Source organism: Streptomyces manipurensis, assembly GCF_049570255.1.
Taxonomy (GTDB): Bacteria; Actinomycetota; Actinomycetes; order Streptomycetales; family Streptomycetaceae; genus Streptomyces; species Streptomyces manipurensis.
In genome coordinates this window covers 6527377-6550842 of the sequence record NZ_CP186950.1, presented here as the reverse complement: position 1 = coordinate 6550842, position 23466 = coordinate 6527377, and the positions used below count along the sequence as shown (strand labels likewise).

Annotated in this window: 23 protein-coding genes and 2 pseudogenes; 16 read left to right on the top strand and 9 right to left on the bottom strand. The window is 74.1% G+C overall.

Going from position 1 to position 23466, the window contains the following annotated elements:
- Window position 1: 1 nt before the first annotated feature.
- The 4 genes from ACPU2J_RS29720 to ACPU2J_RS29705 all read left to right on the top strand — a co-directional run bounded on the left by ACPU2J_RS29720 (window position 2) and on the right by ACPU2J_RS29705 (window position 5837).
- Window positions 2-1612: a GMC family oxidoreductase gene (locus ACPU2J_RS29720; protein WP_361600579.1), complete on the top strand. Its 1611-nt coding sequence runs from the start codon at window positions 2-4 to the stop codon at window positions 1610-1612.
- Window positions 1609-2712 carry a quaternary amine ABC transporter ATP-binding protein gene (locus tag ACPU2J_RS29715; RefSeq protein WP_423834397.1) on the top strand — a complete coding sequence of 368 codons (1104 nt, stop codon included), beginning with the start codon at window positions 1609-1611 and terminating at the stop codon, window positions 2710-2712. Before ACPU2J_RS29720 ends, ACPU2J_RS29715 begins: the two co-directional genes overlap by 4 nt.
- 52 nt (window positions 2713-2764) lie before the next feature.
- Window positions 2765-4834, top strand: a complete 2070-nt coding sequence (locus ACPU2J_RS29710; protein WP_423834396.1) for an ABC transporter permease — start codon at window positions 2765-2767, stop codon at window positions 4832-4834.
- Window positions 4835-4955: 121 nt separating this feature from the next.
- Window positions 4956-5837, top strand: a complete 882-nt coding sequence (locus ACPU2J_RS29705; protein WP_361600618.1) for an ABC transporter substrate-binding protein — start codon at window positions 4956-4958, stop codon at window positions 5835-5837.
- Between the two features lie 69 nt (window positions 5838-5906).
- On the opposite strand, the gene ACPU2J_RS29700 is transcribed toward ACPU2J_RS29705, so the two are convergent.
- Window positions 5907-6743, bottom strand: coding sequence for an SDR family oxidoreductase (locus ACPU2J_RS29700; RefSeq protein WP_399822237.1), 837 nt, complete (start codon window positions 6741-6743; stop codon window positions 5907-5909).
- A 48-nt stretch (window positions 6744-6791) separates the two neighbouring features.
- A complete protein-coding gene (locus tag ACPU2J_RS29695; protein ID WP_423835023.1) occupies window positions 6792-7214 on the bottom strand; it encodes a DUF2809 domain-containing protein in 423 nt (140 codons plus the stop codon).
- A gap of 126 nt (window positions 7215-7340) precedes the next feature.
- Here ACPU2J_RS29695 and ACPU2J_RS29690 point away from each other — a divergent pair, with 126 nt between their 5' ends.
- Complete coding sequence (locus ACPU2J_RS29690) at window positions 7341-7676, top strand: hypothetical protein (protein WP_423834395.1); 336 nt, start codon at window positions 7341-7343, stop codon at window positions 7674-7676.
- A 48-nt stretch (window positions 7677-7724) separates the two neighbouring features.
- Here ACPU2J_RS29690 and ACPU2J_RS29685 read toward each other — a convergent pair.
- A pseudogene (locus ACPU2J_RS29685) lies at window positions 7725-7973 on the bottom strand (TetR/AcrR family transcriptional regulator); the annotation flags it as partial.
- On the opposite strand from ACPU2J_RS29685, the pseudogene ACPU2J_RS29680 reads away from it, so the two are divergent.
- The 6 genes and pseudogenes from ACPU2J_RS29680 to ACPU2J_RS29655 form a co-directional block, all read left to right on the top strand.
- Window positions 7967-8200, top strand: a pseudogene (locus ACPU2J_RS29680) (SDR family oxidoreductase); the annotation flags it as partial. The pseudogenes ACPU2J_RS29685 and ACPU2J_RS29680 sit on opposite strands and share 7 nt — an antisense overlap.
- 119 nt (window positions 8201-8319) lie before the next feature.
- Window positions 8320-8841 carry a MarR family winged helix-turn-helix transcriptional regulator gene (locus ACPU2J_RS29675; protein ID WP_423834394.1) on the top strand — a complete coding sequence of 174 codons (522 nt, stop codon included), beginning with the start codon at window positions 8320-8322 and terminating at the stop codon, window positions 8839-8841.
- A gap of 89 nt (window positions 8842-8930) precedes the next feature.
- The gene (locus tag ACPU2J_RS29670; protein ID WP_420078839.1) at window positions 8931-9407 is read left to right on the top strand and encodes a hypothetical protein; all 477 of its coding nucleotides are present in this window, start codon (window positions 8931-8933) and stop codon (window positions 9405-9407) included.
- A 64-nt stretch (window positions 9408-9471) separates the two neighbouring features.
- Window positions 9472-10353: an SDR family oxidoreductase gene (locus tag ACPU2J_RS29665; protein WP_423834393.1), complete on the top strand. Its 882-nt coding sequence runs from the start codon at window positions 9472-9474 to the stop codon at window positions 10351-10353.
- Between the two features lie 127 nt (window positions 10354-10480).
- On the top strand, window positions 10481-10672 hold the full coding sequence (locus ACPU2J_RS29660) for a hypothetical protein (RefSeq protein WP_420078841.1): 192 nt from the start codon (window positions 10481-10483) through the stop codon (window positions 10670-10672).
- A 21-nt stretch (window positions 10673-10693) separates the two neighbouring features.
- Window positions 10694-11107: an SUKH-3 domain-containing protein gene (locus tag ACPU2J_RS29655; RefSeq protein WP_423834392.1), complete on the top strand. Its 414-nt coding sequence runs from the start codon at window positions 10694-10696 to the stop codon at window positions 11105-11107.
- 45 nt (window positions 11108-11152) lie between these two features.
- On the opposite strand, the gene ACPU2J_RS29650 is transcribed toward ACPU2J_RS29655, so the two are convergent.
- Entirely contained in the window at window positions 11153-11743 is a 591-nt protein-coding gene (locus ACPU2J_RS29650; protein ID WP_420078843.1) for a TetR/AcrR family transcriptional regulator, read from the bottom strand.
- 140 nt (window positions 11744-11883) lie between these two features.
- Between ACPU2J_RS29650 and ACPU2J_RS29645 the strand changes: the two genes are divergently transcribed.
- Together ACPU2J_RS29645 and ACPU2J_RS29640 are read left to right on the top strand one after the other, a co-directional pair.
- On the top strand, window positions 11884-12675 hold the full coding sequence (locus tag ACPU2J_RS29645) for an SDR family NAD(P)-dependent oxidoreductase (RefSeq protein WP_365489966.1): 792 nt from the start codon (window positions 11884-11886) through the stop codon (window positions 12673-12675).
- A 124-nt stretch (window positions 12676-12799) separates the two neighbouring features.
- A complete protein-coding gene (locus ACPU2J_RS29640) occupies window positions 12800-15262 on the top strand; it encodes a CehA/McbA family metallohydrolase (RefSeq protein WP_423834391.1) in 2463 nt (820 codons plus the stop codon).
- A gap of 83 nt (window positions 15263-15345) precedes the next feature.
- On the opposite strand, the gene ACPU2J_RS29635 is transcribed toward ACPU2J_RS29640, so the two are convergent.
- Window positions 15346-16620, bottom strand: coding sequence for a PucR family transcriptional regulator (locus ACPU2J_RS29635; protein ID WP_420078846.1), 1275 nt, complete (start codon window positions 16618-16620; stop codon window positions 15346-15348).
- Between the two features lie 206 nt (window positions 16621-16826).
- Between ACPU2J_RS29635 and ACPU2J_RS29630 the strand changes: the two genes are divergently transcribed.
- Window positions 16827-18206, top strand: a complete 1380-nt coding sequence (locus ACPU2J_RS29630; RefSeq protein WP_420078847.1) for a lipase family protein — start codon at window positions 16827-16829, stop codon at window positions 18204-18206.
- 77 nt (window positions 18207-18283) lie between these two features.
- On the opposite strand, the gene ACPU2J_RS29625 is transcribed toward ACPU2J_RS29630, so the two are convergent.
- Window positions 18284-19426 carry a serine hydrolase domain-containing protein gene (locus tag ACPU2J_RS29625; RefSeq protein WP_423834390.1) on the bottom strand — a complete coding sequence of 381 codons (1143 nt, stop codon included), beginning with the start codon at window positions 19424-19426 and terminating at the stop codon, window positions 18284-18286.
- 237 nt (window positions 19427-19663) lie between these two features.
- Between ACPU2J_RS29625 and ACPU2J_RS29620 the strand changes: the two genes are divergently transcribed.
- Window positions 19664-20416: a GbsR/MarR family transcriptional regulator gene (locus ACPU2J_RS29620; RefSeq protein WP_420078849.1), complete on the top strand. Its 753-nt coding sequence runs from the start codon at window positions 19664-19666 to the stop codon at window positions 20414-20416.
- 22 nt (window positions 20417-20438) lie between these two features.
- Here ACPU2J_RS29620 and ACPU2J_RS29615 read toward each other — a convergent pair whose 3' ends face one another.
- Complete coding sequence (locus ACPU2J_RS29615) at window positions 20439-20723, bottom strand: hypothetical protein (protein WP_420078850.1); 285 nt, start codon at window positions 20721-20723, stop codon at window positions 20439-20441.
- Between the two features lie 84 nt (window positions 20724-20807).
- Between ACPU2J_RS29615 and ACPU2J_RS29610 the strand changes: the two genes are divergently transcribed.
- Entirely contained in the window at window positions 20808-21341 is a 534-nt protein-coding gene (locus tag ACPU2J_RS29610; RefSeq protein ID WP_420082307.1) for an NUDIX hydrolase, read from the top strand.
- A 54-nt stretch (window positions 21342-21395) separates the two neighbouring features.
- Here the strand turns inward: ACPU2J_RS29610 and hemC are convergent, their stop codons facing one another.
- Both hemC and ACPU2J_RS29600 read right to left on the bottom strand, forming a co-directional pair.
- Complete coding sequence (gene hemC, locus ACPU2J_RS29605; protein WP_420082308.1) at window positions 21396-22316, bottom strand: hydroxymethylbilane synthase; 921 nt, start codon at window positions 22314-22316, stop codon at window positions 21396-21398.
- Window positions 22317-22415: 99 nt separating this feature from the next.
- The gene (locus tag ACPU2J_RS29600; protein ID WP_420078851.1) at window positions 22416-23336 is read right to left on the bottom strand and encodes a DUF4344 domain-containing metallopeptidase; all 921 of its coding nucleotides are present in this window, start codon (window positions 23334-23336) and stop codon (window positions 22416-22418) included.
- Window positions 23337-23466: the final 130 nt, after the last annotated feature.

Sequence of the window (23466 nt, the reverse complement as noted above, 5' to 3'; positions counted from 1 at the left end):
CATGAACGACAGGACGAGCCATACCACCGACGGGACCTCCGGCACCGGCCGCGGCACGGCAGGGGACACCGCGGACGCACCCGTTCACGAGTACGCCTACGACTACGTCGTGGTCGGCGGCGGCACCGCCGGCTCGGTGATCGCCTCCCGCCTCACCGAGAACCCGGACGTCACCGTCGCCGTCATCGAGGGCGGCCCGAGCGACGTCGGCCGCCCCGAAGTCCTCACCCTGCGCCGCTGGATGGGCCTGCTCGGCGGCGAACTGGACTACGACTACCCCACCACCGAGCAGCCGCGCGGCAACTCGCACATCCGGCACAGCCGGGCCCGCGTGCTCGGCGGCTGTTCCTCGCACAACACCCTCATCTCCTTCAAGCCGCTGCCGTCCGACTGGGACGAGTGGTCGCAGGCGGGCGCCGAGGGCTGGCACGCCGCCGCCATGGACCCCTACTTCGACCGGCTCCTCAACAACGTGGTGCCCGTCGCCGAGGAGGACCGCAACGCCATCGCCCGCGACTTCGTCGAGGCGGCCCAGCACGCGCTCGGGGTGCCGCACGTCGACGGGTTCAACGCCAAGCCCTTCCACGAGGGCGCCGGGTTCTTCGACCTCGCCTACCACCCCGAGACCAACCAGCGCTCGTCCGCCTCGGTGGCGTACCTGCACCCCGTGATGGACGAGCGGCCCAACCTGCGCATCATGCTGGAGACCTGGGCGTACCGGCTGGAGCTGGACGGCACCCGGGCCCGCGGGGTGCACGTACGGTCCGCGGACGGCACCCGCTCGCTGATCACCGCCCGCCGCGAGGTCGTGGTGTGCGCGGGCGCCGTGGACACCCCGCGGCTGCTGCTGCACTCGGGCATCGGCCCCCGCGCCGACCTGGAGGCGCTCGGCATCCCGCCCGTGCACGACCTGCCCGGGGTCGGGGAGAACCTCCTCGACCACCCGGAGTCGGTGATCGTCTGGGAGACGGACGGGCCGATACCGGAGAACTCGGCGATGGACAGCGACGCCGGCCTCTTCGTGCGGCGCGACCCGCAGTCCCCCGGCCCGGACCTGATGTTCCACTTCTACCAGGTGCCGTTCACCGACAACCCCGAGCGCATCGGCTACGAACGCCCCGCGCACGGCGTGTCGTTGACCCCCAACATCCCCAAGCCGCGCAGCCGCGGCCGCCTCTACCTGACGAGCGCCGACCCCGAGGTCAAGCCCGCCCTCGACTTCCGGTACTTCACGGACGAGGAGGACTACGACGCCCGCACCCTCGTCGACGGCATCAAGCTGGCGCGCGAGATCGCCGCGGCCGAGCCGCTCGCCGGCTGGCTGCGCCGCGAGGTGTGCCCGGGCCCGGAGATCACCGGGGACGAGGAGCTGAGCGCCTACGCCCGCTCCGTGGCCCACACCGTCTACCACCCGGCGGGCACCTGCCGCATGGGCGCCGCCACCGACGCCACGGCGGTGGTCGGACCGGACCTGCGGGTGCGCGGCATGGAGGGCCTGCGCATCGCCGACGCGTCCGTCTTCCCGACCATGCCCGCCGTCAACCCGATGATCGGCGTGCTCATGGTCGGCGAGAAGGCCGCCGACCTGCTGACCGGAGGTGAGACCCGATGACCACGGCCCCCACCCGCACCGTCGCCGCCACGGTGGAGACCGCCGAGCCCGTGTTCTCCGTGCGGAACCTGTGGAAGGTCTTCGGCCCGCGCCGCAAGGCTTCCGCGGTGCCCGCCTCCGCGGAGCTCGCCTCCCTGCCCGCCGCAGAACTGCGCTCCCGGACCGGCTGCACCGCCGCCGTCCGCGACGTGAGCTTCGAGGTCCGCAAGGGCGAGGTGTTCGTCGTCATGGGCCTGTCCGGTTCCGGCAAGTCCACCCTGGTCCGCTGTCTGACCCGGCTGATCGAACCCACCGCCGGAGCGCTGGCCGTCGACGGCGAGGACGTCCTCGCCATGGACGCGGCCCGGCTGCGCGAACTGCGCCGCCACCGCGCCGCCATGGTCTTCCAGCACTTCGGCCTGCTGCCGCACCGCACCGTCCTCGACAACGTCGCCTACGGGCTGGAGATCCAGGGCGTGGGCCGGGCCGAACGGCGCGCCCGCGCGGCCGAGATGGTCGCCAAGGTCGGCCTGAAGGGCCTCGAGGGCAGGCGGCCCGGCCAGCTTTCCGGCGGCCAGCAGCAGCGCGTCGGGCTCGCCCGCGCCCTGGCGGCCGACCCCGAGGTCCTGCTGTTCGACGAGCCGTTCAGCGCCCTCGACCCGGTGATCCGCCGGGAGATGCAGGGCGAGGTGGCACGGCTCCACCAGGAGGAGGGCCGCACCATGGTCTTCATCACCCACGACCTGTCCGAGGCGCTGCGCCTGGGCGACCGGATCGCCCTGATGCGCGACGGCCGGATCGTGCAGCTCGGCACCCCCGAGGAGATCGTCGGCTCCCCCGCCGACGACTACGTACGCGACTTCGTCCGTGACGTGCCGCGCGAGCAGGTGCTGACCGTGCGCAGCGCCATGCGTCCCGCCGCGAACGGGGAGGAGGCCGGCCAGGGGGCCGCCCTGCACCCGGCGACCACGGTGGTCGAGGCCATCGAGGCCGTGGCCCGCACCGGCGGCCCGGCCCGGGTGGTCGACGAGGGCCGCTGCGTGGGCGTCGTCGACGAGGCGGCCCTGCTCGCGGTGGTCGCCGGCCTTCCGGCGGCCGGCGGCAAGGAGGTGGCGGCATGAGAAGCGCCCTGCCGCGCACGGCAGCCGTCCCCGTCACGGGCCGGTGGTGCGGATGACCACGACCACCTCCCCCGTACGCGATCCCGGCCGCCGGGACCGGTCCGGCAGGCCGCAGCGTCCGCCGGCGGGTGCCGCCGGCGAGCACCGCGGCGCCCGGCCCGCCACCGCGGGCCGGACCCGCGGACGCCTGCGCACCCTGCTGCTCGACCCCCGCGTCGCCCGCCGGATCCTGCCGCTCGCCGTCGCCGCCGCGGTCCTGCTCCCGCTCGCCGTGCTCTTCCCCGGCAGCGGGACCTGGCCGTCGGCGCTGGCCGTGGACCTGTCCGGCCCGCTGGAACGCGCGGGTGACTGGATCATCGACAACCGGGACCGCCACCCGGTCTTCCTGTACTTCTTCGGGCACGTCAGCAACCTCGTGGTGGTGTCGGTCCGCGCCGTGTACCTGCTGCTGCTCGCCGCCGGCTGGGCCGGTGTGACCGTGCTGGCCGGCCTGGTCGCGCTGCGCCTGGCGGGCGTGCGCCTCGCCGTGACCTGCGTGGCCGTGTTCGCCGCGTGCGGGCTGCTCGGCATGTGGGTGCCGACCATGCAGACCCTGGCCCTGATGGTCGTGGCCGTCGCCGCGTCCGTCCTGGTCGGCGGGGTGCTCGGCCTGCTCGCCGGCCTGTCGCCGCGGGCCGGCCGCGCGCTGCGCCCGGTCCTGGACACCATGCAGGTGCTGCCCGCGTTCGCGTACCTGCTGCCGATGGTGATGGTGTTCGGCATCGGCGTGCCCGCCGCCGTGCTCGCCACCGTGGTGTACGCGGCTCCGCCGATGGCCCGGCTCACCGCCCTCGGTCTGCGCGAGGCCGACGCGGGCGTGCTGGAGGCCGCGAAGTCGCTGGGCACGACCGGACGCCAGCGGCTGCTGACCGCCCGGCTGCCGCTGGCCCGGCGCCAGATCCTGCTCGGCGTCAACCAGGCCATCATGATGGCGCTGTCGATGGCCGTCATCGCGTCCGTGATCGGCGCGGGCGGCCTAGGCGACCGGGTCTACCAGGCCCTGGCGTCCGTGGACGTCGGTGCCGCCCTGGCCGCGGGCATCCCGATCGTGCTGCTCGCGGTGGCCCTGGACCGCACCGCCGACGCGGCGGGCGCCCGGCTGGGCGCCCCCCCGGTCCCGGACGAGGAGCAGCACCTGCTGCGGCGGGTGTTCTGCGGCTGGTACGGACGGCTCCTGACCGTCCTGGCGGCCGTCGCGGTCGCCGTCGTCGGCCGGATGGCGGGACACTCCCTGTGGCCCGACGCGTGGACCGTGCCGATCGCCGCGCCCGTCAACCGCGCGGTCGACTGGATGACCGACCACCTCTACTCCGGAGTGCCCGTGGTCGGCGGGACCGCCGACTGGGCGGCCCGATTCACCGGCTGGGTGCTGGACCCGCTGCGCTCCGGCCTGCAGTCGACGCCCTGGTGGCTGCTGCTGCTCGTCGTCGGCGCGCTCGCCCTGCTCGTCGGGACCTGGCGCACCGCCACCACGGCCGTCCTCGCGCTCGCCGCGATCGGTGTGCTCGGTGTGTGGGAGCCCTCGCTCGACACCCTGTCGCAGGTGCTGGCGGCCGTCGCGGTCACCCTGCTCCTGGGCTTCGCCGTGGGTGCGGCGGTCGCCCGCAGCGACCGCGCGCAGCGGCTGCTGCGTCCGGTGCTCGACGTCTGCCAGACCATGCCGCAGTTCGTGTACCTGATTCCGGTGGTCGCGCTGTTCGGGGTGGGCCGGGCGCCCGCCGCGGCGGCGGCCGTCGTGTACGCGCTGCCCGCGGTGGTGCGCATCACCGCCGACGGCCTGCGCGCGGTGAGCCCGGCGGCCCTGGAGTCGGCGCGTTCCCTGGGGGCGACCGGCTCCCAGCAGCTGCGCCAGGTGCAGCTGCCGCTGGCCCGCAACGCGCTGCTGCTGGCCGTGAACCAGGCGGTGGTCCTGGTGCTCGCCGTCGTCATCATCGGCGGCCTGGTGGGAGGCGGTGCGCTCGGCTACGACGTCGTGCTCGGCCTCGCCCAGGGCGATCTGGCCACCGGGCTGGTGGCCGGCGCCGCGATCGTCTGCCTCGGTCTGATGCTGGACCGGGTCACCCAGCCCGCCAAGGAGTCCTGACATGCCGAACACGCCGAACACCGCCGCCGCGGAGGGGCGCGGCCGACGCCGCCGCCTGCTGCCCGGCGCGCTGGCGGCCGTCACCGCGCTCGCCGTGCTCACGGGCTGCGGCGCGGCCGACATGACCCGCCAGGCGTCCCCGTACGCCGCCGCGGAGGGCTCCCGTACCGTCACGCTGTCCGTGCAGTCGTGGGTCGGCGCCCAGGCCAACACCGCGGTCGCCGCCTACCTGCTGGAGCACGAGCTGGGCTACCGGGTGGACACCGTCCAGGTGGACGAGGTGCCCGCCTGGGACGCGCTCAGCCAGGGCCGGGTCGACGCGATCATGGAGGACTGGGGCCACCCCGAGCAGGAACAGCGCTACGTGAAGGAGAAGGGGACCATCACGCCGGGCGGCGAGGTGGGCGTGACCGGCCACATCGGCTGGTTCGTGCCGACGTACTTCGCGGAGGCGCACCCGGACGTCCTCGACTGGAAGAACCTGAACAAGTACGCCGACCAGCTGGGCACCGCCGAGAGCCGTGGCAAGGGCCAGCTGATGGACGGCTCGCCCTCGTACGTCACCAACGACAAGGCGCTGGTGAAGAACCTGGGCCTGGACTACGAGGTCGTGTTCGCCGGTTCCGAGGCCGCGCAGATCACCCAGATCCGGCAGTTCGCCAAGGAGCGCAAGCCGTTCCTGACGTACTGGTACGAGCCGCAGTGGCTCTTCGAGCGGGTGCCGATGACGGAGGTGAAGCTGCCCGAGTACAAGGAGGGCTGCGACGCCGATCCGGAGAAGGTGGCCTGCGCCTATCCGCACACCCCGCTGCAGAAGTTCCTGAACACGCGGTTCGCGGAGTCGGGCGGTGAGGCGGCCGAGTTCCTGAAGAAGTTCCGCTGGAACGTCGAGGAGCAGAACGAGGTGTCCTTGATGATCGCCGAGGACAAGCTGCCGCCGGAGCAGGCCGCGAAGAAGTGGGTCGAGGCCAACGAGAAGGTCTGGCGGCAGTGGCTGCCCTGATCCGGGCAGCCGTGCCGGTGACCCCGCCCGCCGCCCGCCGTCCCACCCTCCGCCGTGCCGGACGGGTGGTCAGACGGCGGGCGGCGGCGTGCGGGTGAGGAGCCGTGCGGCGGCGAAGTCGGCCCGGTAGGCGCGTTCGGCTTCGTCCAGGTAGCCGTAGGCGTCCTCGCCGACGGGGATCCGCAGGGGCGTGGCGGCGCCGGCCGCGACGATGTCGAGGACGTGCGCCGCGAAGTCCTCGGGGCGGCCCGTGCCGGGGTTCTCCGCGAGGCCCCGGGCCCCTTCGAGCATCTCGCGGTTGGTCCCGTCGTAGGCGGGGACGCGGCGGCGCGCCTCGGCCATGGAGGTGCCGTAGCGGGTGGCGAACATGCCCGGTTCGAGGACGGTGACGCGGATGTTGTGCGGTGCGGCCTCGACGGCCAGGGCCTGGCTCATCCCCTCGAGGGCGTGTTTGCCGGCGACGTAGGCGCCGAGCCCGGGGAAGGCCATCCGGCCGACCACGGAGGACACGTTGACGATGTGCCCGTGTCCCTGGGCGCGCATCAGCGGCAGAACCAGTCGGGTGAGCCGCCAGGGGCCCACCACCAGGGTTTCGAGCTGGTCGCGCAGCTCGCTGTCGGAGACCTCCTCGACGGCTCCGAACAGGCCCACCCCGGCGTTGTTGACGAGGACGTCGATGCCTCCGAGGCGGTCGGCGGCGATGCGGACGGCCTCGGCGCAGGATGCGGCGTCCCGCAGCTCGAGCGGAACGGGGACGACACGTCCCGGCCAGGCTGCGGCGAGCTCCTCCAGGTCGGCGGTCTTGCGTGCGGTGACGGCCAGTTCGTCCCCGGCGCGGGCCGCGGCGGCGGCCAGCGCCCGCCCCAGCCCGGAGGAGCATCCCGTGACCAGCCAGCGTCGAGCCATGTCTCTCCCGAGGTGTCCGTGCTGCGGTGCCCGCCGGGTGGCGGAAGTTCATGGTCGGCGGGCGTCCGGCCGGCGGCCATCCCTCCCGCGGGGGCGCGCGGAGGCGCGCGGGCGCGGACCGGGGCGCGCGCGGGCCGCGGTGTGGAGGAGCCAGCCGGCCGCCGCACCGGCCGCGTACCAGAACAGGTCGGGTGCGTTGAAGGTGGAACCGAGCACCAGACGGGCCGCGGTGCTGTGCCGGGAGAGCTCCGCGGGCAGGCCGCCGAGCTGGAGGAACTCGACGGCCCAGCTGGCCGCGAGGGCCGTCGCGGCGGCCCGCAGCGGGGTGATGCGGGGCGCGAGGGCGACGAGAAGCGCCATCAGCAGGACGGTGTAGAGCGCGTCGCCGGCGTACTTCGCGACGCTGCCCGACCCGAGGGCGCGCACTGCGAGGCCGGCCGCGGCGGTCGCCGCCGCGGCGGCGGCCGCCAGGAGCCGGGTCCGGGTCCGGGCGCCGTTCCGGGGCCGCGGCCGGGGACCGGGCCGGCCGCCGGCCGAAGCTCTGCGGATACTCAAGTGCCTTGCCCTGCGGGGAAACCGGCCGCAAGCATGATCCGTATGACGGGATTCCTGACTCCGATCGCCACACACAACTTCGTTCTCCTCATGAGGGACTCGGACACGGTCGCGGCGGCACTGGGCCGGGCCCTGGCCGAGGCGCCCCCGGGGGAACGGCCGGGCCTGGAGCGAGCGATCGCCCTGGTCGAGGCCACCGCCGCCGCCACGGAGGGTACGCTGAAGGCCCGTTGGGTCCGGGAGCGCCTGGACGCCGTCGGCTTCACCGGGGACCTCTCCTCGGTCGCCGCGGTGAAGGCGCTGCGCAAGGCGGAACGGCGGCTGAGTCTGGCCGCCGCCGTGCAGTTGCAGAAGGAGGCGCTGGCGCACCCCGAGTGACCACGCCGGGCCCCGGCACGCCCGCCGGGGCCCTGCCGGGCCGGGACCTCACGGACGGCGGACCGCGAGGCCGTCCAGGATGAGGTCGAGCAGGCGTTCCGCCTGTGGCCGGCGCTCGCTGCCCGCCGAGGTGAGGGCGATGCCCTCCAGCGCGGCGGCGAGGTCGGCCGGGCCGACGTAGGTACGGATCGTCCCGGCCGCGACACACGCGTCCATGAGGACGGCGACGGCCTCCCGGATCAGCTCCCGGCTGTGCCCGTAGGGGTTGGTGCCGGTCGCGGCGATGGCGCGCAGGGACCCACGTCACCGGCCTGCTCAACGGCATCGCGGCGGCCCTGCCGGTCTTCCGCCGCCAGCGCTCGGGCCACTTCGTCGCCATCGGCTCCACCGCGGCCTGCACCGTCAAGCCCCCGCAGTCCGTCTACGCGGTGACCGAGGCGGCGGTGAAGGTGCTCACGGAGGGGCTGCGCCAGGAGGCGGGCCCGGACCTGCGCGTCACTCTCGTCTCACCCGGCTTCACCCACCGATGTCGGCGAGATCGTCGTGCGGCCCACGGCACAGGCCTGACGGCGGTCCGGCGGCGCACCGGCGCACCGCAGCGGGGATCTTGACAGCCGAAGTAGTTAGCCACCATATTACTCGCATGACGAGGGCGGATGGGATCGACGGCGAAGCACCCACCCTGGACCAGGCCCGGCGCCAGATCCGGCACTACGGCCTGGACACCGACCCCCAGGCGGTGCTGGTCGCGGTGCGGCTGATCGCGGCCGGCGCCCATGTGGGGCGCGCCGCCGAGGCGCACTTCGCCCGGTTCGGCCTGTCGACGGGGCGCTACCGGCTCCTCGCCGACCTGGAGGACCACGGCGGGGAGAAGTCCCCCTCGCGCCTCGCGGCCGACCTCGACGTCTCCCGGGCCACCGTCACGGGCCTCCTCGACGGCCTGGAACGCGACAGCCTGATCGCCCGCCGCCCGTCCACCGAGGACGGACGGGGCACGGTGGCCGTCCTGACCGCCCGCGGGGCACAGCGCCTGCGGGACATGGCCTCCGAGCACTTCGGGCGACTGGAGGCCATGGTGGCCGGCCTGTCCGCCGAGGAACGGGCCACCTTCCTCGACCTGCTCGCCCGCGTCGTACGCGGCAGCACCGCGCTGACCCGCGACTGACCCGGGACCGATCCGGCCCCGCCCCTTTGCGGCGGGGCCCTTTTCCCGCCCCGATAGTTAGCCACCTAACCACTTGGAAGGAGACCTGCATGGCAGCGACGAGAGGCAGCGCCCGCCGCCGGAACCGCCCGGCACCGCGCCCACCCCGGCGCTTCGTCCTCCGGCGCGAGGTACTGACCGCCTACGCCGCCCCCGCCCTGACCGCCGGCACCGCCGGGGTCCTCGGCGGACGCCAGGATCTTGCCGTGGCCGCCTGCACCACCATCGCGGGCACGTCCGCCCTGGTGGCGTTCCTCGTCGGCAGCTGGCTGCGGCGGGGTGGGCGGCCCCGCCCCTGGACCACCGAGGTGCCGCGCACCGTCCTGACCCTGCTCCTGGTCGCCGCCACCGCCGGAGCGGCCGCCCTGCTGGGCCGGTGCGCCGCCGAGTGGCTTCCGGCGCACGCCCCGTTCCCGTACGGCCCGTGGCGGGAACGGCTGCCCGTCGACCTCCCCCTCTCCGCGGCACTCGCCACCACGGCCGTCACGCTGCGCTGGCGCGGCACCCTCGCGAAGCCCTCCGTCTGACCCCGCGCCGGCGACACCGGATGCCGCCGGACCACCAGGAAACGAGCACACGATGATCGTCGTCATGGGAGCCTCCGGAACCACCGGGAACGCCCTGCTGCACCGCCTCCTCGCGCTCGGCGAGCCCGTCCGCGCGCTGACCCGCACCCCGCACCGCCCGCTCCCCGGCCTCCCCGGCCCCCTCGTCCCGACCGGCCCGGCCTCCCCGCGGCCGGCGGCCGTGGAGGTCCGGTACGCCGACGCGGCCGACCCCCACTCCCTGCGCGCCGCCTTCCGGGGCGCCGACCGGCTCTTCCTCACGACGGCCAACGGGCCCGCCCAGGTGGCGTGGGAGACCCGGGCCGTCGACCTCGCCGCCGATGCCGGGATCCGGCACATCGTCAAGGTCTCGGCCCCGGCGGCCGAACCGGACTCCCCCGTCGCCGTCTCCCGGGGCCACCACGCCGTCGAGGAACACCTGCGCGCCTCGGGTGTCCCGTACACCGTCCTGCGCCCCTACGCGTTCATGCAGAACCTGCTGCGCCTGGCCCCCGGCGTCGCGCACGGCGCCGTCCTCGGCACGACGGGAGACGCACCCGTGAACCACGTCGACGGCCGCGATGTCGGCGACGTCGCCGCCGCCGTCCTCACCCGGCCGGAACCGGCCGGCCGCACCTACACGCTGACCGGCCCGGAGGCGGTGTCCTACCCGGACGTCGCGGCCCGCCTGGCGGTACTGACCGGCCACCCCGTCCGCTACGTCCACCTCGGCCCGGCCGCACTGCGCCGCGAGCTCGTCCGCAACGCCGGCCTGCCCGACTGGCTCGCCGACCACGTCACGGAGATCCAGCAACTCGCCGTCGCCCGGCCCGAATCCCCCACCACCACCGTCGCGGAGGTGCTCGGCCGGCCGCCCCGTACCCTCGACGCCTTCCTGCGACGGAACCGGGCCCACTTCCAGCCGTAGACGAGGCTCGCACCCCGACCGCCCCACGAACAAACCCCCATTGCTGTCACGGTGTGTGTTTAATCCTCGTCAGTTCGGTAACAAGATGTAGTGACAGACAGTCAGCACCCGACGAAAGGCAGGAAACATGAACCTCGTTACCGTGCTCATCCTCGTCGCGGTCCTCGCAGTCGTCGGTCTGCTGGTCGCGGCGCCCAGTGCCCCCGTGCGCCGCAACCCCGTCCCGGGCCGCCGCCACCGGGCAGGCCGCCGCGGCACGACCGCACCCCGGTCGACCGGGATCCCGGGACAGCGCGGCATCCAGCACCACGCGCGCTGACCGCCGCGCCGCGGACGGCCCGTGACAGCGTCCGGGCGGTGGGGGCCATCCTCGACAAGGGATGGCCCCCACCGCCCGTCTCCGCCACGGGCTGCGCCGGCGCTCTGGGCAGAGTTCGGTGATCTGAGGATCGAGAGTTCGCCCGCGCGCGTTCCCGGTTCCTCACTCCACGTGGATCCCGTCGACGCCTGCGTCGACTGCTTCACCGAGGCCCGCGGGCTGGAGCGCCGGTACGGCGAGAACCACAGCCCGTTGGGCATGTGGTCGGTCCGGTTCAGGTCGTACGTGGCGGCGAGCGGGCGCGTCATCGCCGTGGGACCGGGCGTCATGTGGCACCTGGGCGCCGACTTCGCCGAGGCCCTGGCCTACGTGGTGGACGGGGACGGCGGCGTCGATCGCGCCCAGCAGGCGGACTGGCTCACCGGCAGCCGGTGAACCCGCCGCGGTCGGCGGCGTGCGCCGCGGGGACCGGCCGGGGGCTCAGATGCGGGACGGGTCCCCGGCGGGCCGCTCCGGCGCGAGGCTCATGAGGACCAGGAGGGTGTCGACGAGGTCCTCGGCCGGGGCGCCCGTGGCCAGGCGGCGCAGCTGCTGGCCGAAGACCAGGGCCACGGCGACGCCCGCCAGACGCCCGGGATCCGGCACGCCGAGCTGCGTCAGGATGCGGGTCGCGAGCAGGTCGTACGCGGCGAAGCAGTCCGTCGCCGCGGCGCGCAGCCGCTCGTCGCGGCCGGCCTGGACGTACAGCTCGAAGGGCGCGATGTGGCGGCTGTCGAAGGCGTTGCCGCCCGCCACCCGGGCCACCACCTCGGCGGCCTGGCCGAGGTCGAAGCGGTCGTCGGAGCAGTCGTCGGCGAGCGCGGTGAAGTGCCGGGTCTCCTCGGCCACGAAGTGCAGCAGGCTCTCGCGCAGCAGTTCGTGCTGCGTGGAGAAGTGGTAGGTGACGGAGCCGAGGGAGACGCCCGCCTCCTTGGCGATCCGCCGGTTGGTCACGGCGGCGATGCCGTCCTGCCCGATGATCCGCAGCACGGCGTCGATGATGCTCTGGCGGGTGTCGGAGGCAGCGGGCATGTCGACATTCTGCCCCATGCGCCCCGTCCACCACCGGCGCGGGGCCGCGGAACCGGGCCGGATCCGGTGTGGACACGGGGCACGGCCATGCCTACTGTTCGTTCGAACGAACAGTAGAAGGCCGCCGCACGGGAGTCGTCGTGGACATATCCGGATCGAACGTTCTGCTCACCGGGGCCAGTGGTGGCATCGGTGCCGCCCTCGCCGCGCGCCTGGCCGCGCAGGGAGCGCGCCTCACCGTCACCGGACGCCGGGAGGAGGTGCTGAAGGCCACCGCCGAGGCCCACGGGGCCAGGACCGTCGTCGCCGATCTCGCCGACCGCGCCGAGGTGGTCCGGCTCGCCGAGGCCTGCGCCGACGCGGACGTCCTCGTCGCGAACGCCGCCCTGCCCGCCAGCGGCGACCTGCTCGACTACAGCGAGGAGCAGCTCGACCGGGCCCTCGACGTCAACCTCCGCGCGCCCGTCCTGCTGACCCGGCTGCTCACCGAGCGGATGGTGGCCCGTGGTCGCGGGCACGTCGTGCTCGTCGGCTCCATCTCGGGGAAGGCGGCGACCCCGTCGACGTCGCTGTACAACGCGACGAAGTTCGGCCTGCGCGGGTTCGCCCTCGCCCTGCGCCAGGAACTGCGGGGCACGGGGGTCGGGGTGTCCCTCGTGCAGCCCGGGTTCGTGCGCGACGCGGGCATGTTCGCGGACACCGGTGCCGCCCCGCCGAACGGCATCAGGACCGTGACGCCCGGTCAGGTGGCCGACGGCGTCGTACGGGCCGTCCGGCGCGACCTCTGCGAGGTCAACGTGGCGCCGCTGGAGCTGCGGGTGCTGAGCGCCATCGCCGGGCAGTTCCCCGCCTTCGCCGAGCGGGTCCAGGCCCGGGCCGGCCTGGACGGCCCGGTGCGCCAGATCGTCGAGGCGCAACGCTCGCACCGCTAGAGGATGTCCGGGGGGCGGCGGCCGCACACGTACGGGCCCCGCTCCCCCGCACCGGCACTCGCACTCGCCTTCGCACTCGCACCGCACGCCTTCCCCGCCACCCATGTGAACGGAGAACACGACCGTGCCGAGTCACCACCTCCCGAACGCCGCGCCCGGCCACCGTCCCGCGCCGGGCCTCGACCGCAGGTCCCTCGTACGGCTGGGCGCGCTCCTCGCCGCGGGCGGTGCCGCCGCGCTGGTTCCCGCGCCGGTCGCGCACGCCGCGACCAGGGGAACGGGGAGCGACACCGTGACGACCACCTACACGGGCCGCTCTCCCCAGGGCAACGACCAGTGGGCGTACGTGTCCTTCGAGGTCCCGGCGGGCGTGCGGCGGATCTCGGTCGACACCACGCACGACGCCGCCGCCGGCATCCTGGACCTCGGGATCTTCGGGCCGTCCGGCTTCCGCGGCTGGTCGGGAGGGGCCCGGGCCGGTTTCACCCTCTCCGCGGCGGACGCCACCCCCGGGTACGTGCCCGGTCCCGTCGCGCCCGGGAGCTGGTCGGTCGTCCTCGGCCCGATGGTCTCCGCCCCGGCCGGCATGGCCTGGCGGGTCGACGTCACCCTGCACCACGGCAGCCCGCTGCCCGGCACCCCGTACGACCTCCTGCCGGCCGCGGTCCCCGGGCGCGGGCCGGGCTGGTACCGGGGGGACCTGCACCTGCACAGCGTGCACTCCGACGGGAGCCGGACCGTGGACGAGATCGTCGCGGCGGCCCGCCGGGAAGGGCTGCACTTCCTCGCGACCTCCGACCACAACACCAGCTCCACGGGGGTCACATGGCGCGGCAACGTCCCCGACGACCTGCTGGTCGTCAACGCGGAGGAGGTCACGACCCGGCACGGCCACTGGCTGGCGGTCGGGCTGCCCCAGGGCGAGTGGGTCGACTGGCGGTACGGGCCGGCGGACCAGGGGGCGTTCGAGGCGCGCAGCCGCCGCGTGCACGCTCTGGGCGGCATCACGATCGCCGCCCACCCGCTCACCCCGGCCCCGGGCTCCTGGTGGGAGTTCGGCCTCGACCGGGTGGACGCGCTGGAGGTGTGGAACGGGCCGTGGACGCTCGACGACGCGGCCAACATCGCCGCCTGGCACGCCATGCTCTGCCTCGGCAAGCGGGTCGCGGCCGTCGGCAACAGCGACGCCCACAGCCACGCCGACGCCGTCGGCCGGCCCCACAACGTGGTGTACGCCGCAAGCCTCTCGACGTCCGCGGTCCTCGACGCCCTGCGCCGGGGCCGCTCCTACGCCGTCGAATCGGCGGCCGTGACGCTCGACTTCACGGCTCGCACGGGCGGGGCCGTCGCGGGGCCCGGCGAGGAACTCCCCCTGTCGTTCTTCGACGCCGTCGACGTGACCCTGAACGTGACGGGCGCCCCGGACAGCTTCGCCACCCTGTACACCGAGTGGGGCGTCATGGCCGCCACCTGGATCGACGGCAGCGGCAGGGGGCAGCTGCGCTGGCGGGGCTGGGGGAAGGGGTCCCTGTTCGCCCGCGCGGAGATCCGTCGGCCGAAGCCCGCCTCCACCACCCTGGACCAGCTGGTGGGCCTCACCAACCCCGTCTGGTTCCACTCCGCGCAGCTGCCCCCGTACGACGTCGAGCGGCGCGCGCTCTTCCACACCGAGCGGCGTCCCGACGGATCGTGGCGCAGCATGCGCCCGCTTCCGGGCGTGGCCGGCGCGGAGTCGTTCGCGGGACTGCACGGCGCCTCGGCCGGCACGGCGGACGGCTCCGTGGTGGTGCTCGGCATCGCGCCCGACAACGGGCTGTGGCTGACCGAGGTCCGCGGCACCGCCGTCCTGCGGCCCTGGGAGCGGGTCGCGGGCCCGGACGGCGCGAGCGGCTTCACCGTGCGGGACGCGGACGTCGCGGGCTTCGCCGACGGCTCCTGCCAGTTGGTGGTGACCGCCCTGGACGGCACCACGTACCACCAGTCGCGGCGGGCCGACGGGGGGCTGAGCGGTTTCCGGGCCGTGGCCGGCTTCGCGCCGCAGAGCCGCTGGGGGGCGACGAAGGTGTCGATCACCGCGATGCCGGACGGGTCCGCGCAGCTGCTCGCCTACGGCACGGACGGGGCCATGTACCACTGCGTGCGCGGTCGCGATGGTACGTGGAGCCCCTGGGGCCGGCTCGCCGGCCCCGGCGGGGCCCCGTCGTTCTCCGGGCCCGCCCTGGCGATCACCGGTATGGCGGACGGGTCCTCGCAGGTCCTGGCGATCGGGCTGGACGGGATCGTCTACCACCAGGTGCGGCGGCCCGACGGCTCCTGGACGGGGTTCCGGCCGCCGCAGGGCGTCTCCACCCCGACGATGGGGGCCAGTGCCATCGGGATCGCGGGCACAGGGGACGGTTCGGCCCAGGTGGTGGCGGTGGGGCTCGACAGCCGGATCTGGCACGCCGTCAGGCGGGCGGACGGGGCGTGGACGCCGTTCGGGCAGGTCCCCGGCCCCGGTGGGAGCGATCCGTTCCCCGCGGGGCAGGTCCGCATCAGCTCCCTGCGCGACGGCGGAACGCACGTGACCGCGATCAGCGCCGGGTAGGCGTACGGATCACGAGCGGTGAGCGGTACCGGAGCCGGTGTCACCCGGCCCGGCCGGCGGTGTGGCCTGTCGTCGTCGCCGGGTCAGCCGGCCTCGCGGCCGGCCTGGCGCAGGGCGTCGTGGGCCGCCAGGGCCGCGCGCAGCGTCAGGACGTCGGAGCCGCGGGAAGCGTCCAGTCCCGTGATGTCGGCGGCCTTGCGCAGCCGGTAGTCCACCGTGTTGGGGTGGATCTGGAGCCGGGCCGCCGCCCGCCGCCGGTCCAGGCTGCACGCGAGGAACGCGCGTACGGTGTCGAGCAGTTCGGGGCGCGCCTCCAACGGCCCGAGCAGTGAGGCGAGTCCGTCCCTGGCCGGGCTGGGGCGGCTGAGCTGGTACTCGAGCAGGACGTCGTCGAGCAGGTACAGGCCAGGTCCGCGGCCCGACGCCTGTGCCACCTCGCGCACTTCGCCGGCCAGCCGGGCGGCCTCCGCGACGCCTTCCGGTGCGGCGGCGGCCGCGGCGGCCAGCAGCTCGGCGCCGCACATCCGCTCGAGCTCGCCGACGAGTCCGTTCAGCCACTCGCGGTCGGCGGGCCCGAAGTCGGCGGCCGGGGTGTCGTACGGGACGAGCACCAGCCCGCCGTCGGCGGACAGCACGGACAGCGGGACCCCCGAGGTGCGCCGCTGCAGTTCGTTGCGCAGCCGCCGGAGTTTGCGGCGGGCGGCCACGGTGTGGTTGACGCCGGGGGCGAGCTCGTCGGGGTGCGGCCCGATGCCGATGCGCAGCACCAGGTAGCAGGGCGGCAGGAGGATTCCGGCGCGGCTCGCCGCGGCCTGCGGGCACCCTCCTTCCAGCAGCCGGGACAACAGCGACTGCAGGGCCACCTGTTCGTCACTCAGGGCCATCTGCCGCTCCTGGACGTAACCGGAGGCGACCTCGCAGCTCACCAGGGTGAGGTAGGCGAGCATGTGCCGCTGGACCAGCAGCACGTGCTCCAGGTCGGCCGGTTCGGCGGCCGCGAACACATGGGCGGCGCACACCTCCGCGCCGAGGTGGTAGGCGCCGACAACGGCTTCCAGCGGGATGCCCTCGTCGGCGCGACGGGCGGCGGACTCGCGGATCGCGGCCTGGTCGGCCGGGCCGGGCAGCTCGCCGGTGCGCAGCACGTCGGCGACGTTGCGGATGCCGAGGGCCACCTGCCGGGCGATGTCGCCGCGCAGGTGCTCGGCGGGCAGGGTCGCGTAGACGGGCAGCCGCTCCACGAGCCGGACCATGACGGCGCGTTCCAGGGCCCCGGCGGCGGAACGCAGCAGGTTGTGGACCGGTACGCCTCCGAACTGCGGCACCGGGTCGCGTTCCACGGCGTTGGACGCGGTCACAATCCACCCCACCAATCTCTGTAGTCCACCCGGGAGGCGAGCCCGTGTGCCGCCCGCATGATGTTTCCGGGACATCTCCTACTGGTTGGTAACACGACCGGTGGGTGAATGGCCAGAGGTGCCGGACCGAGGCCACGCGTCCGTACCGCATCCCCACATTCCGCCCGCCCCGCGCGTCGGTCCCCCACCCACGAATCGAGGCATCCATGCCCAAGGCAGGCGTCCGCCTGATCACCGTCGCCGTCGCCGTCACCGCCGCGCTGACCGCCCTGCCGGCCGCCACGGCCACGGCCGCGCCGACCGCGTCCGTACCGGTGTCGGTGCAGGCCGGCACCGCGGCGACGGCAGCGGCCGGGACCACCGACCCCTTCTACGCGTACAGCGGCAGCGAGCCCCTGTCCGCCTTCGCGCCGGGCACCGTGCTGAAGACGCGGACCGTGCCCTACCACCTGGTCGGCATCCCCACGCCCCTCAAGGCGGTCCAGCTCCTCTACCGCACCACCGACGCCCAGGGCCGTCCCGCCGCCAACGTGACCTCGGTGGTGCGCAGTCCGAAGGGCGACGGCAGCAAGGCGGTGTCCTACCAGTCGTTCTACGATTCGCTGAACCCGGAGGACGGCCCGTCCCGGGCCATCGCCGGGGGCGTGACCCTGGGCGGGGTCATCCCGAACGTCGAGGCGATCCTCATCGCCCCGCTCCTCGCGCAGGGCTACGACCTCGTCATCCCCGACACCGAGGGGCAGCGGGCCAACTTCGCCGCGGGGCCCGAGTACGGGACGAACACCCTGGACTCGATCCGCGCGGCGACCCGGTCGTCCGACACCCGGCTGGGCCCGTCGACCGCCTTCGGCCTCGTGGGCTATTCGGGCGGCGCCATCGCCACCAACTGGGCTGCCGCGCTGGCGCCTTCGTACGCGCCGGAGGTCAACAGCAGGCTGGTCGGGTACGCCGAGGGCGGGCTGCTGGTGAACCCGGCGCACAACCTGAAGTACGTGGGCGGCTCCCTGGCCTGGTCGGGGGTGATCCCCATGGCGGTGATCGGGGTCTCCCGCTCCTACGACATCGACCTGAAGTCCTACCTCAACGCCTACGGCCTGGAGGTCTACCGGAAGCTGGAGCACGGCTCCATCGTCAACGCCATCGGCCAGTACCCCGGGCTGACCTGGCAGAAGATGGCGAAGCCGGAGTACGCCGACCCCAACTCGATCCCCGCCTTCGTGGAGGCGATGAACCGGCTCAACCTCGGTTCGGCCGCCACCCCCACCGTCCCCGGGTTCATCGCCCAGGGCAACGCGGGCGTCCTGGAGGGGACCTTCGGCAACCGCCCGGGCATCGGCACCGGCGACGGCGTGATGGTCGCGGGCGACGTACGGACGCTGGCCCGGCAGTACTGCGCCACGGGCAACTCGCCCGTCAAGTACAGCCAGTACGAGGTGCTCAGCCACGTCAGCGCGACGGCCGCCTGGGCCCCCGTCGCGCTGGGCTGGCTGAACGACCGCTTCGCGGGCCGCACGGCCCCGTCCGACTGCGGCCGCATCCCCGCGGGCAACTCCCTGGCTCCCGAGCAGCCCACGACGCTCCGCTGAGTCCCCGTCCGGTCCCGGCCCCGCCCCGCCGCACTCCGGCAGGGCGGGGCCGACGCGTCGGGCCGGGGCGGCGCCGCTCAGCCCTCCGGGTCGGTCTGCCCGGCCCCCACGGGGCCGAACACCGCCTCGACGAGGGTGCGCTGGACCACCGCGAACATCTCGCCCGCCGCGGCGTGTTCGAGCCGCGCGTCGCCGGTGGTCAACGAGGCCGTCAGGGTCGTGGACCCGTCGGCGGAGCCGTACATCAGCGCGGCCCACCCCCAGAACCCGCCGTTGTGGTGGTAGATGGTGCTGCCGTCCGCCAGCTCCTGGGCGAACAGCCCGAGGCCGTAGCCGAGGGTCGGGTGCGGCGTGCGCATCTCGGCCAGCAGCGGGCCGGGCAGCAGGTCGCCCCGCATCAGCGCGGAGAAGAACGAGTGCAGGTCGCGGGTGGTCGAGATCATGTCGCCGGCGGCGGAGATCCAGGAGGCGTTCGCGCGGGTCACGTCGACCGTCTTCCACTCCCCGGCGTCCTGGTAGGTGTAGTAGCCGTGGGCGTGCGGTTCGGGGAGCTCCGGCGAGTCGTCCGGGACCACGGTCCCGGTCAGTCCGAGCGGGTCGAGGATCCGCCGGCGCATCTCCTGCGCGTAGGGGCGGCCGCAGAGCTTCTCGACCAGCAGCCTGGCGAGGACGTAGTTGGTGTTGGAGTAGCTCCAGCCGGTCCCCGGCTCGAACCGGGCCGGTCGGGAGAGTGCCAGGCGGACCAGCTCCTCCGGCCGGTAGGTGTGGAAGAGCAGGTCCACCCACTCCTGCCCCTGCCAGGGGATGCCGGGCACGATCATCCCGTCCTCGTGGACCTCGCCGCTGAAGCTGAACAGCCCGCTGGTGTGCTGCAGCAGCATCCGCACCGTGATCCGGCGGTCGAGGCCGTACTCGGGCAGGTGGTCGTCCACCGGACGGTCCAGCTCCGTGAGGCCGTCGGCCACCAGCTGCAGGACCAGCACCGCGGTGAAGGTCTTGGTGCTGCTGCCGATGCGGAAGTGGCCGTCGGTCGGGGGCTGCGCGCTCTCGCCCAGCCGGGCGGACCCGGCACTGCCGGTCCACACGCCGCGCGGGTCGTCGACGCGCACCTGCACCCCGCACCAGCCCGAACCGGCGATCTCCCGGAGGGCCTTGCTCAGCTCCGGGCGGTCCTGCCCGGTGGCGGGTGTCGACGTGAGTGACATGGGGGCCTGCTCCATCGTGAACTCCTGGCTTCAGCACCATCCGTCGGTGTTTCCGACACGGGAAACGCTAGGTTGCGTTCACGACTACAGCAACGCCTTCGTTGCGCGTACTCCGAATTACCGCAGGCCAGTTGCCGTAATTCGTTGCATCGCTCCTGAATTCAACGCAACGCCAGGAGCCCGGTTCATTGCAATGGACGGGAATTGAACGCTATGCTGCCGGCGGACCGACGACACACGGAGGAGACCGCGATGCCGGGAGGCAGACTCACCCAGCAGGAACGTCAGCAGATCGCGCTGGGCGTGGCCGACGGCCTCGCCTACGCCGAGATCGCCCGACGTCTCGGCCGGCCCACGTCGACGGTCACCCGTGAGGTGATGCGCAACGGCGGCCCCGGCGTCTACCGCGCGGACCTGGCCCACCGGGCCACCGAGCACCGCGCCCACCGCCGCCGGCAGTCGGCGCCCAGGGGCCCCGGGGCCGCCCCGCAGGCCCACGGCCGCGACGCCGAGGCCGTGCGGGCGTACGAGGAGGCGTTCACCGCCGTCTTCATGGCCTCGGGCCTGCCCCGGATGACCGCCCGGGTCCTGGTCTCCCTCTACACGACCGACACCGGCAGCCTGACGGCGGCCGAGCTCGTCCAGCGCCTCCAGGTCAGCCCGGGGTCCGTCTCCAAGGCGGTGGGGTTCCTGGAGGGCCAGGGGCTGATCCGGCGGGAGCGCGACGAGCGGCGCCGCGAACGGTACGTCGTGGACGACGACGTCTGGTACCAGTCGATGATGGCGAGCGCCCGCTCCACCGCCACGCTCGCGGAGACCGCCCGCCAGGGGGTCGGCGTACTCGGCCCGCACACCCCGGCGGCCGACCGCCTGGAGAACATCGCCCGCTTCGTGGACTTCGTGTCGGAGAGCATCTCCCGCGCCGCGGACCAGGCGCGTGAGGTACTCCACACCAAGCCCGCGCCGGAGGGCGACCGGACCCCGCCGGCGGACCCGCGGGCCTGACTCCCGCCCGCGACGCCGCGGCTCACGAAGCGCCGTACCGGGCCGGGCCCGGCCGGGGCCTGAGCTCCTTCCGGTCGCGGACCTGCCGGCACATGCCCGTGCGCGGGTCGACGAGGACGGGGACGTTCCCGCCCGGCCGGGCCGGGCGGCCCGCACCGTCCGGCGCCGTGGGGTACCAGGCGAAGACGAACGCCCCCAGGACGGCCGGGGTCCCCAGCAGGTCCAGCTCGAAGCCCCGTTCGTCCCAGGCATCGGTCAGGCCGCGGCAGAACCGCTCGGCGATCCGCCTGGCCTCGCTCTCCTCCACCTTTGCCTCCTGTGGCGTTCGGACAGGGTGGTCGTGCCCTACCGTCTCACGGAGGCGGAGGCACCGAAGAAGGGCGTGAACGGCATGCGGTGGAGGATTCACGGAGAGCGGACGGTCCACGACACCCCCTGGGTGCGGCTGCGTTCGCTGGACGTCGAGCAGCCGGACGGCGCCCGCGTGGCCTACGACGTCGTACGGCTGCGGGACCTCGCCGTCACGGCGGCCGTAGACGACCGGCAGCGCGTCCTCATGATGTGGCGCCACCGCTTCGTGACGGACACCTGGGCCTGGGAGCTGCCCATGGGCCTGGTGGAGGACGGGGAGAGCCCCGAGGCCGCCGCTGCGCGCGAGCTGGAGGAGGAGACCGGCTGGCGGCCCTCGGCGCTGCGCGAGCTGGTCTACGCGCAGCCCGCGGCCGGGATCACCGACACCCAGCACTTCGTGTTCCGTGCCGACGAGGTGCGCCGCGTCGGCGAACCGACGGAGCGCAACGAGTCGGACCGGGTGGAGTGGATCCCGCTGGCCCAGATCCCCGGCATGATCGCGCGCCGGGAGATCGTCAGCGGCGCCACGCTGGTCGGGGTCATGGCGCTCCTGCTGGAAACCCGGCTGCCCTGACCCTCCGGCCCCCGCGGGGGCCGGAGGGGGCCGGAGGGGGCGGGTGGTCGGGTGTCAGTGGGGGATGGCGTCGATGAGTTCGCGGGCGCCCTGGCGCAGGAGCGCCACCGCGACCGAGGTGCCGAGGGTCGCCGGGTCGAGACGTCCGGCCCACTCGTGGGCGTTCAGCACGACCTTGCCGTCCGGGCTGAACACCGCTGCCCGCAGGGACAGTTCCCCGCCGCGTTCCGTGCGCGCGTAGCCGGCGACGGGGCTGTTGCAGTGGCCCCGGAGGACGTGCAGCAGCGTGCGCTCGGCCACGGTCTCGCGGTGGGTGCCGGGGTGGCCGAGGCCGCTGACGGCGTCGATGAGCTCGGTGTCGTCCTGTCGGCACTGGAGGGCGAGGACCCCCGCGCCGACGGGCGGCATGAGGGACTCCACGGAGAGGACCTCCGAGATGACGTCGGCGCGCCCGATGCGCCGGAGTCCGGCGACGGCCAGGAGCAGGGCGTCGGCTTCGCCGCGTTCCAGCTTGGCAAGCCGGCTGTTGGCGTTCCCGCGGATCGGTACGCAGGTCAGGTGCGGGTACGCGGCGGCGAGCTGGGCGGTCCGCCGTACGGAGGAGGTGCCGATCCGGGTGCCGGGCGGCAGCCGGTCGAGGGTCAGGCCGTCGGGGTGCACGAGGGCGTCGCGGATGTCGTCCCGCTCCAGGAACGCGGCGAATACCGTTCCGGCGGGAAGCGGCCGGTCGGCCGGCACGTCCTTGACACAGTGCACGGCGAGGTCGGCCTCGCCGGCCAGGAGCGCCGCGTCGACCTCCTTGGTGAACGCGCCCTTGCCCTCGACCAGGGCGAGGTCACCCATCCAGGTGTCGCCGGTGGTCTTCACCGGCAGGACGGTGGTCCCGATCCCCGGGTGGAGCACGGCGAGTTCGGCGCGGACGCGCTCGACCTGGGCGAGGGCCATGGGCGAGTCACGGGAGACGATGCGGATCATTTCGACGGGCACGGGGGCACGATACGCCCCGCCGGACGGCTGCCGGAGCCGAACGGTACGGGAGTTGACGGAGCGTACCGGGAGCGGCGGGGCCTCGGCTCACTGGGAGCGGCGCAGTTCGTCGAGCTTCTCGGCAAAGGCCTTCGTCTCGGCGACGAGCCGTGCCCGTGCGTCCGACTGCGCCTTGTCGCCCTGGGCCTTGAAGGCCTCGGTGAAGTGCGGCTGGAGCTGGGTCCACCAGCCGTGGTCCAGCATCGCCCACGACTGAGGGCAGAGCGGAGCGCGCGTCTTCGGCAGGTATCCGGCGTCGACCAGGGGCCCGTCGAACCGTGCCGGATCGCTCCCGTCCAAGTAGCAGAGGAAGTTGAAGACCCGCTGCTGGGTGACGGGGTGGTCGCTCGCGAAGCCCTCCAGGGTCAGCCGGCCCTGCTTGCGGGCGATCTCGTCGAAGAGGAGCGCGGCCGCCATCGAGGGTTCGGGCCCGACCTCGTTGACGGTGTAGAAGGAGGCGAACCCGTCGGCTGCGTCCTCCTCCAGGCCGAGGTTGGCCAGCATGAACTGGCGCTGGAGGGCGTGGCCCATCTCGTGGCCGAAGACGAACTGCGTGGAGAGGGCGGTCAGGTCGCGCGCGTTGTACTTGTCCGCGGGGAAGAGGGCGGGACGTTTGACGGTCTTGACCACCCCGTCGAGAGCCTCCTGGAGCTCGGTGAGGAAGGACGGGGGGATGTAGATCGTCCGGCCGTCGGCCTGGGTCACGGCGTCCGTCACCCCCGGCGGCACCTCGGCGGTGACCTTCACGACCAGGTCGTGCGGGAGGGCGACCGAGCCGTTCACCCAGTCGGCGAGCTGCTCCAGGACCCGTGCCTTCCGCACCGCCTCCACGGCCGGCCGGTCCTCGGGCCCGATGGTGTCGTCCTCGTAGACGACGGTGACCCGGCCGGCCGGACCGGGCGTGCCGCCGGCCGCGGCGGGTGCCCCGGCCGCGGTGACCCCGAGGCACCCGGCGAACAGAGCCGCCACGAGGACGGCCCTCGCCGGGACCCTGCACCTTCCGTCGCCACCGGGCACGTCGATCGGCTCCTCACCGCCTTACACCCCGCCCTGCTTCCACCATGCCCCCTTCCCGCCGCTCCGGCGAGGCGGCGGGAAG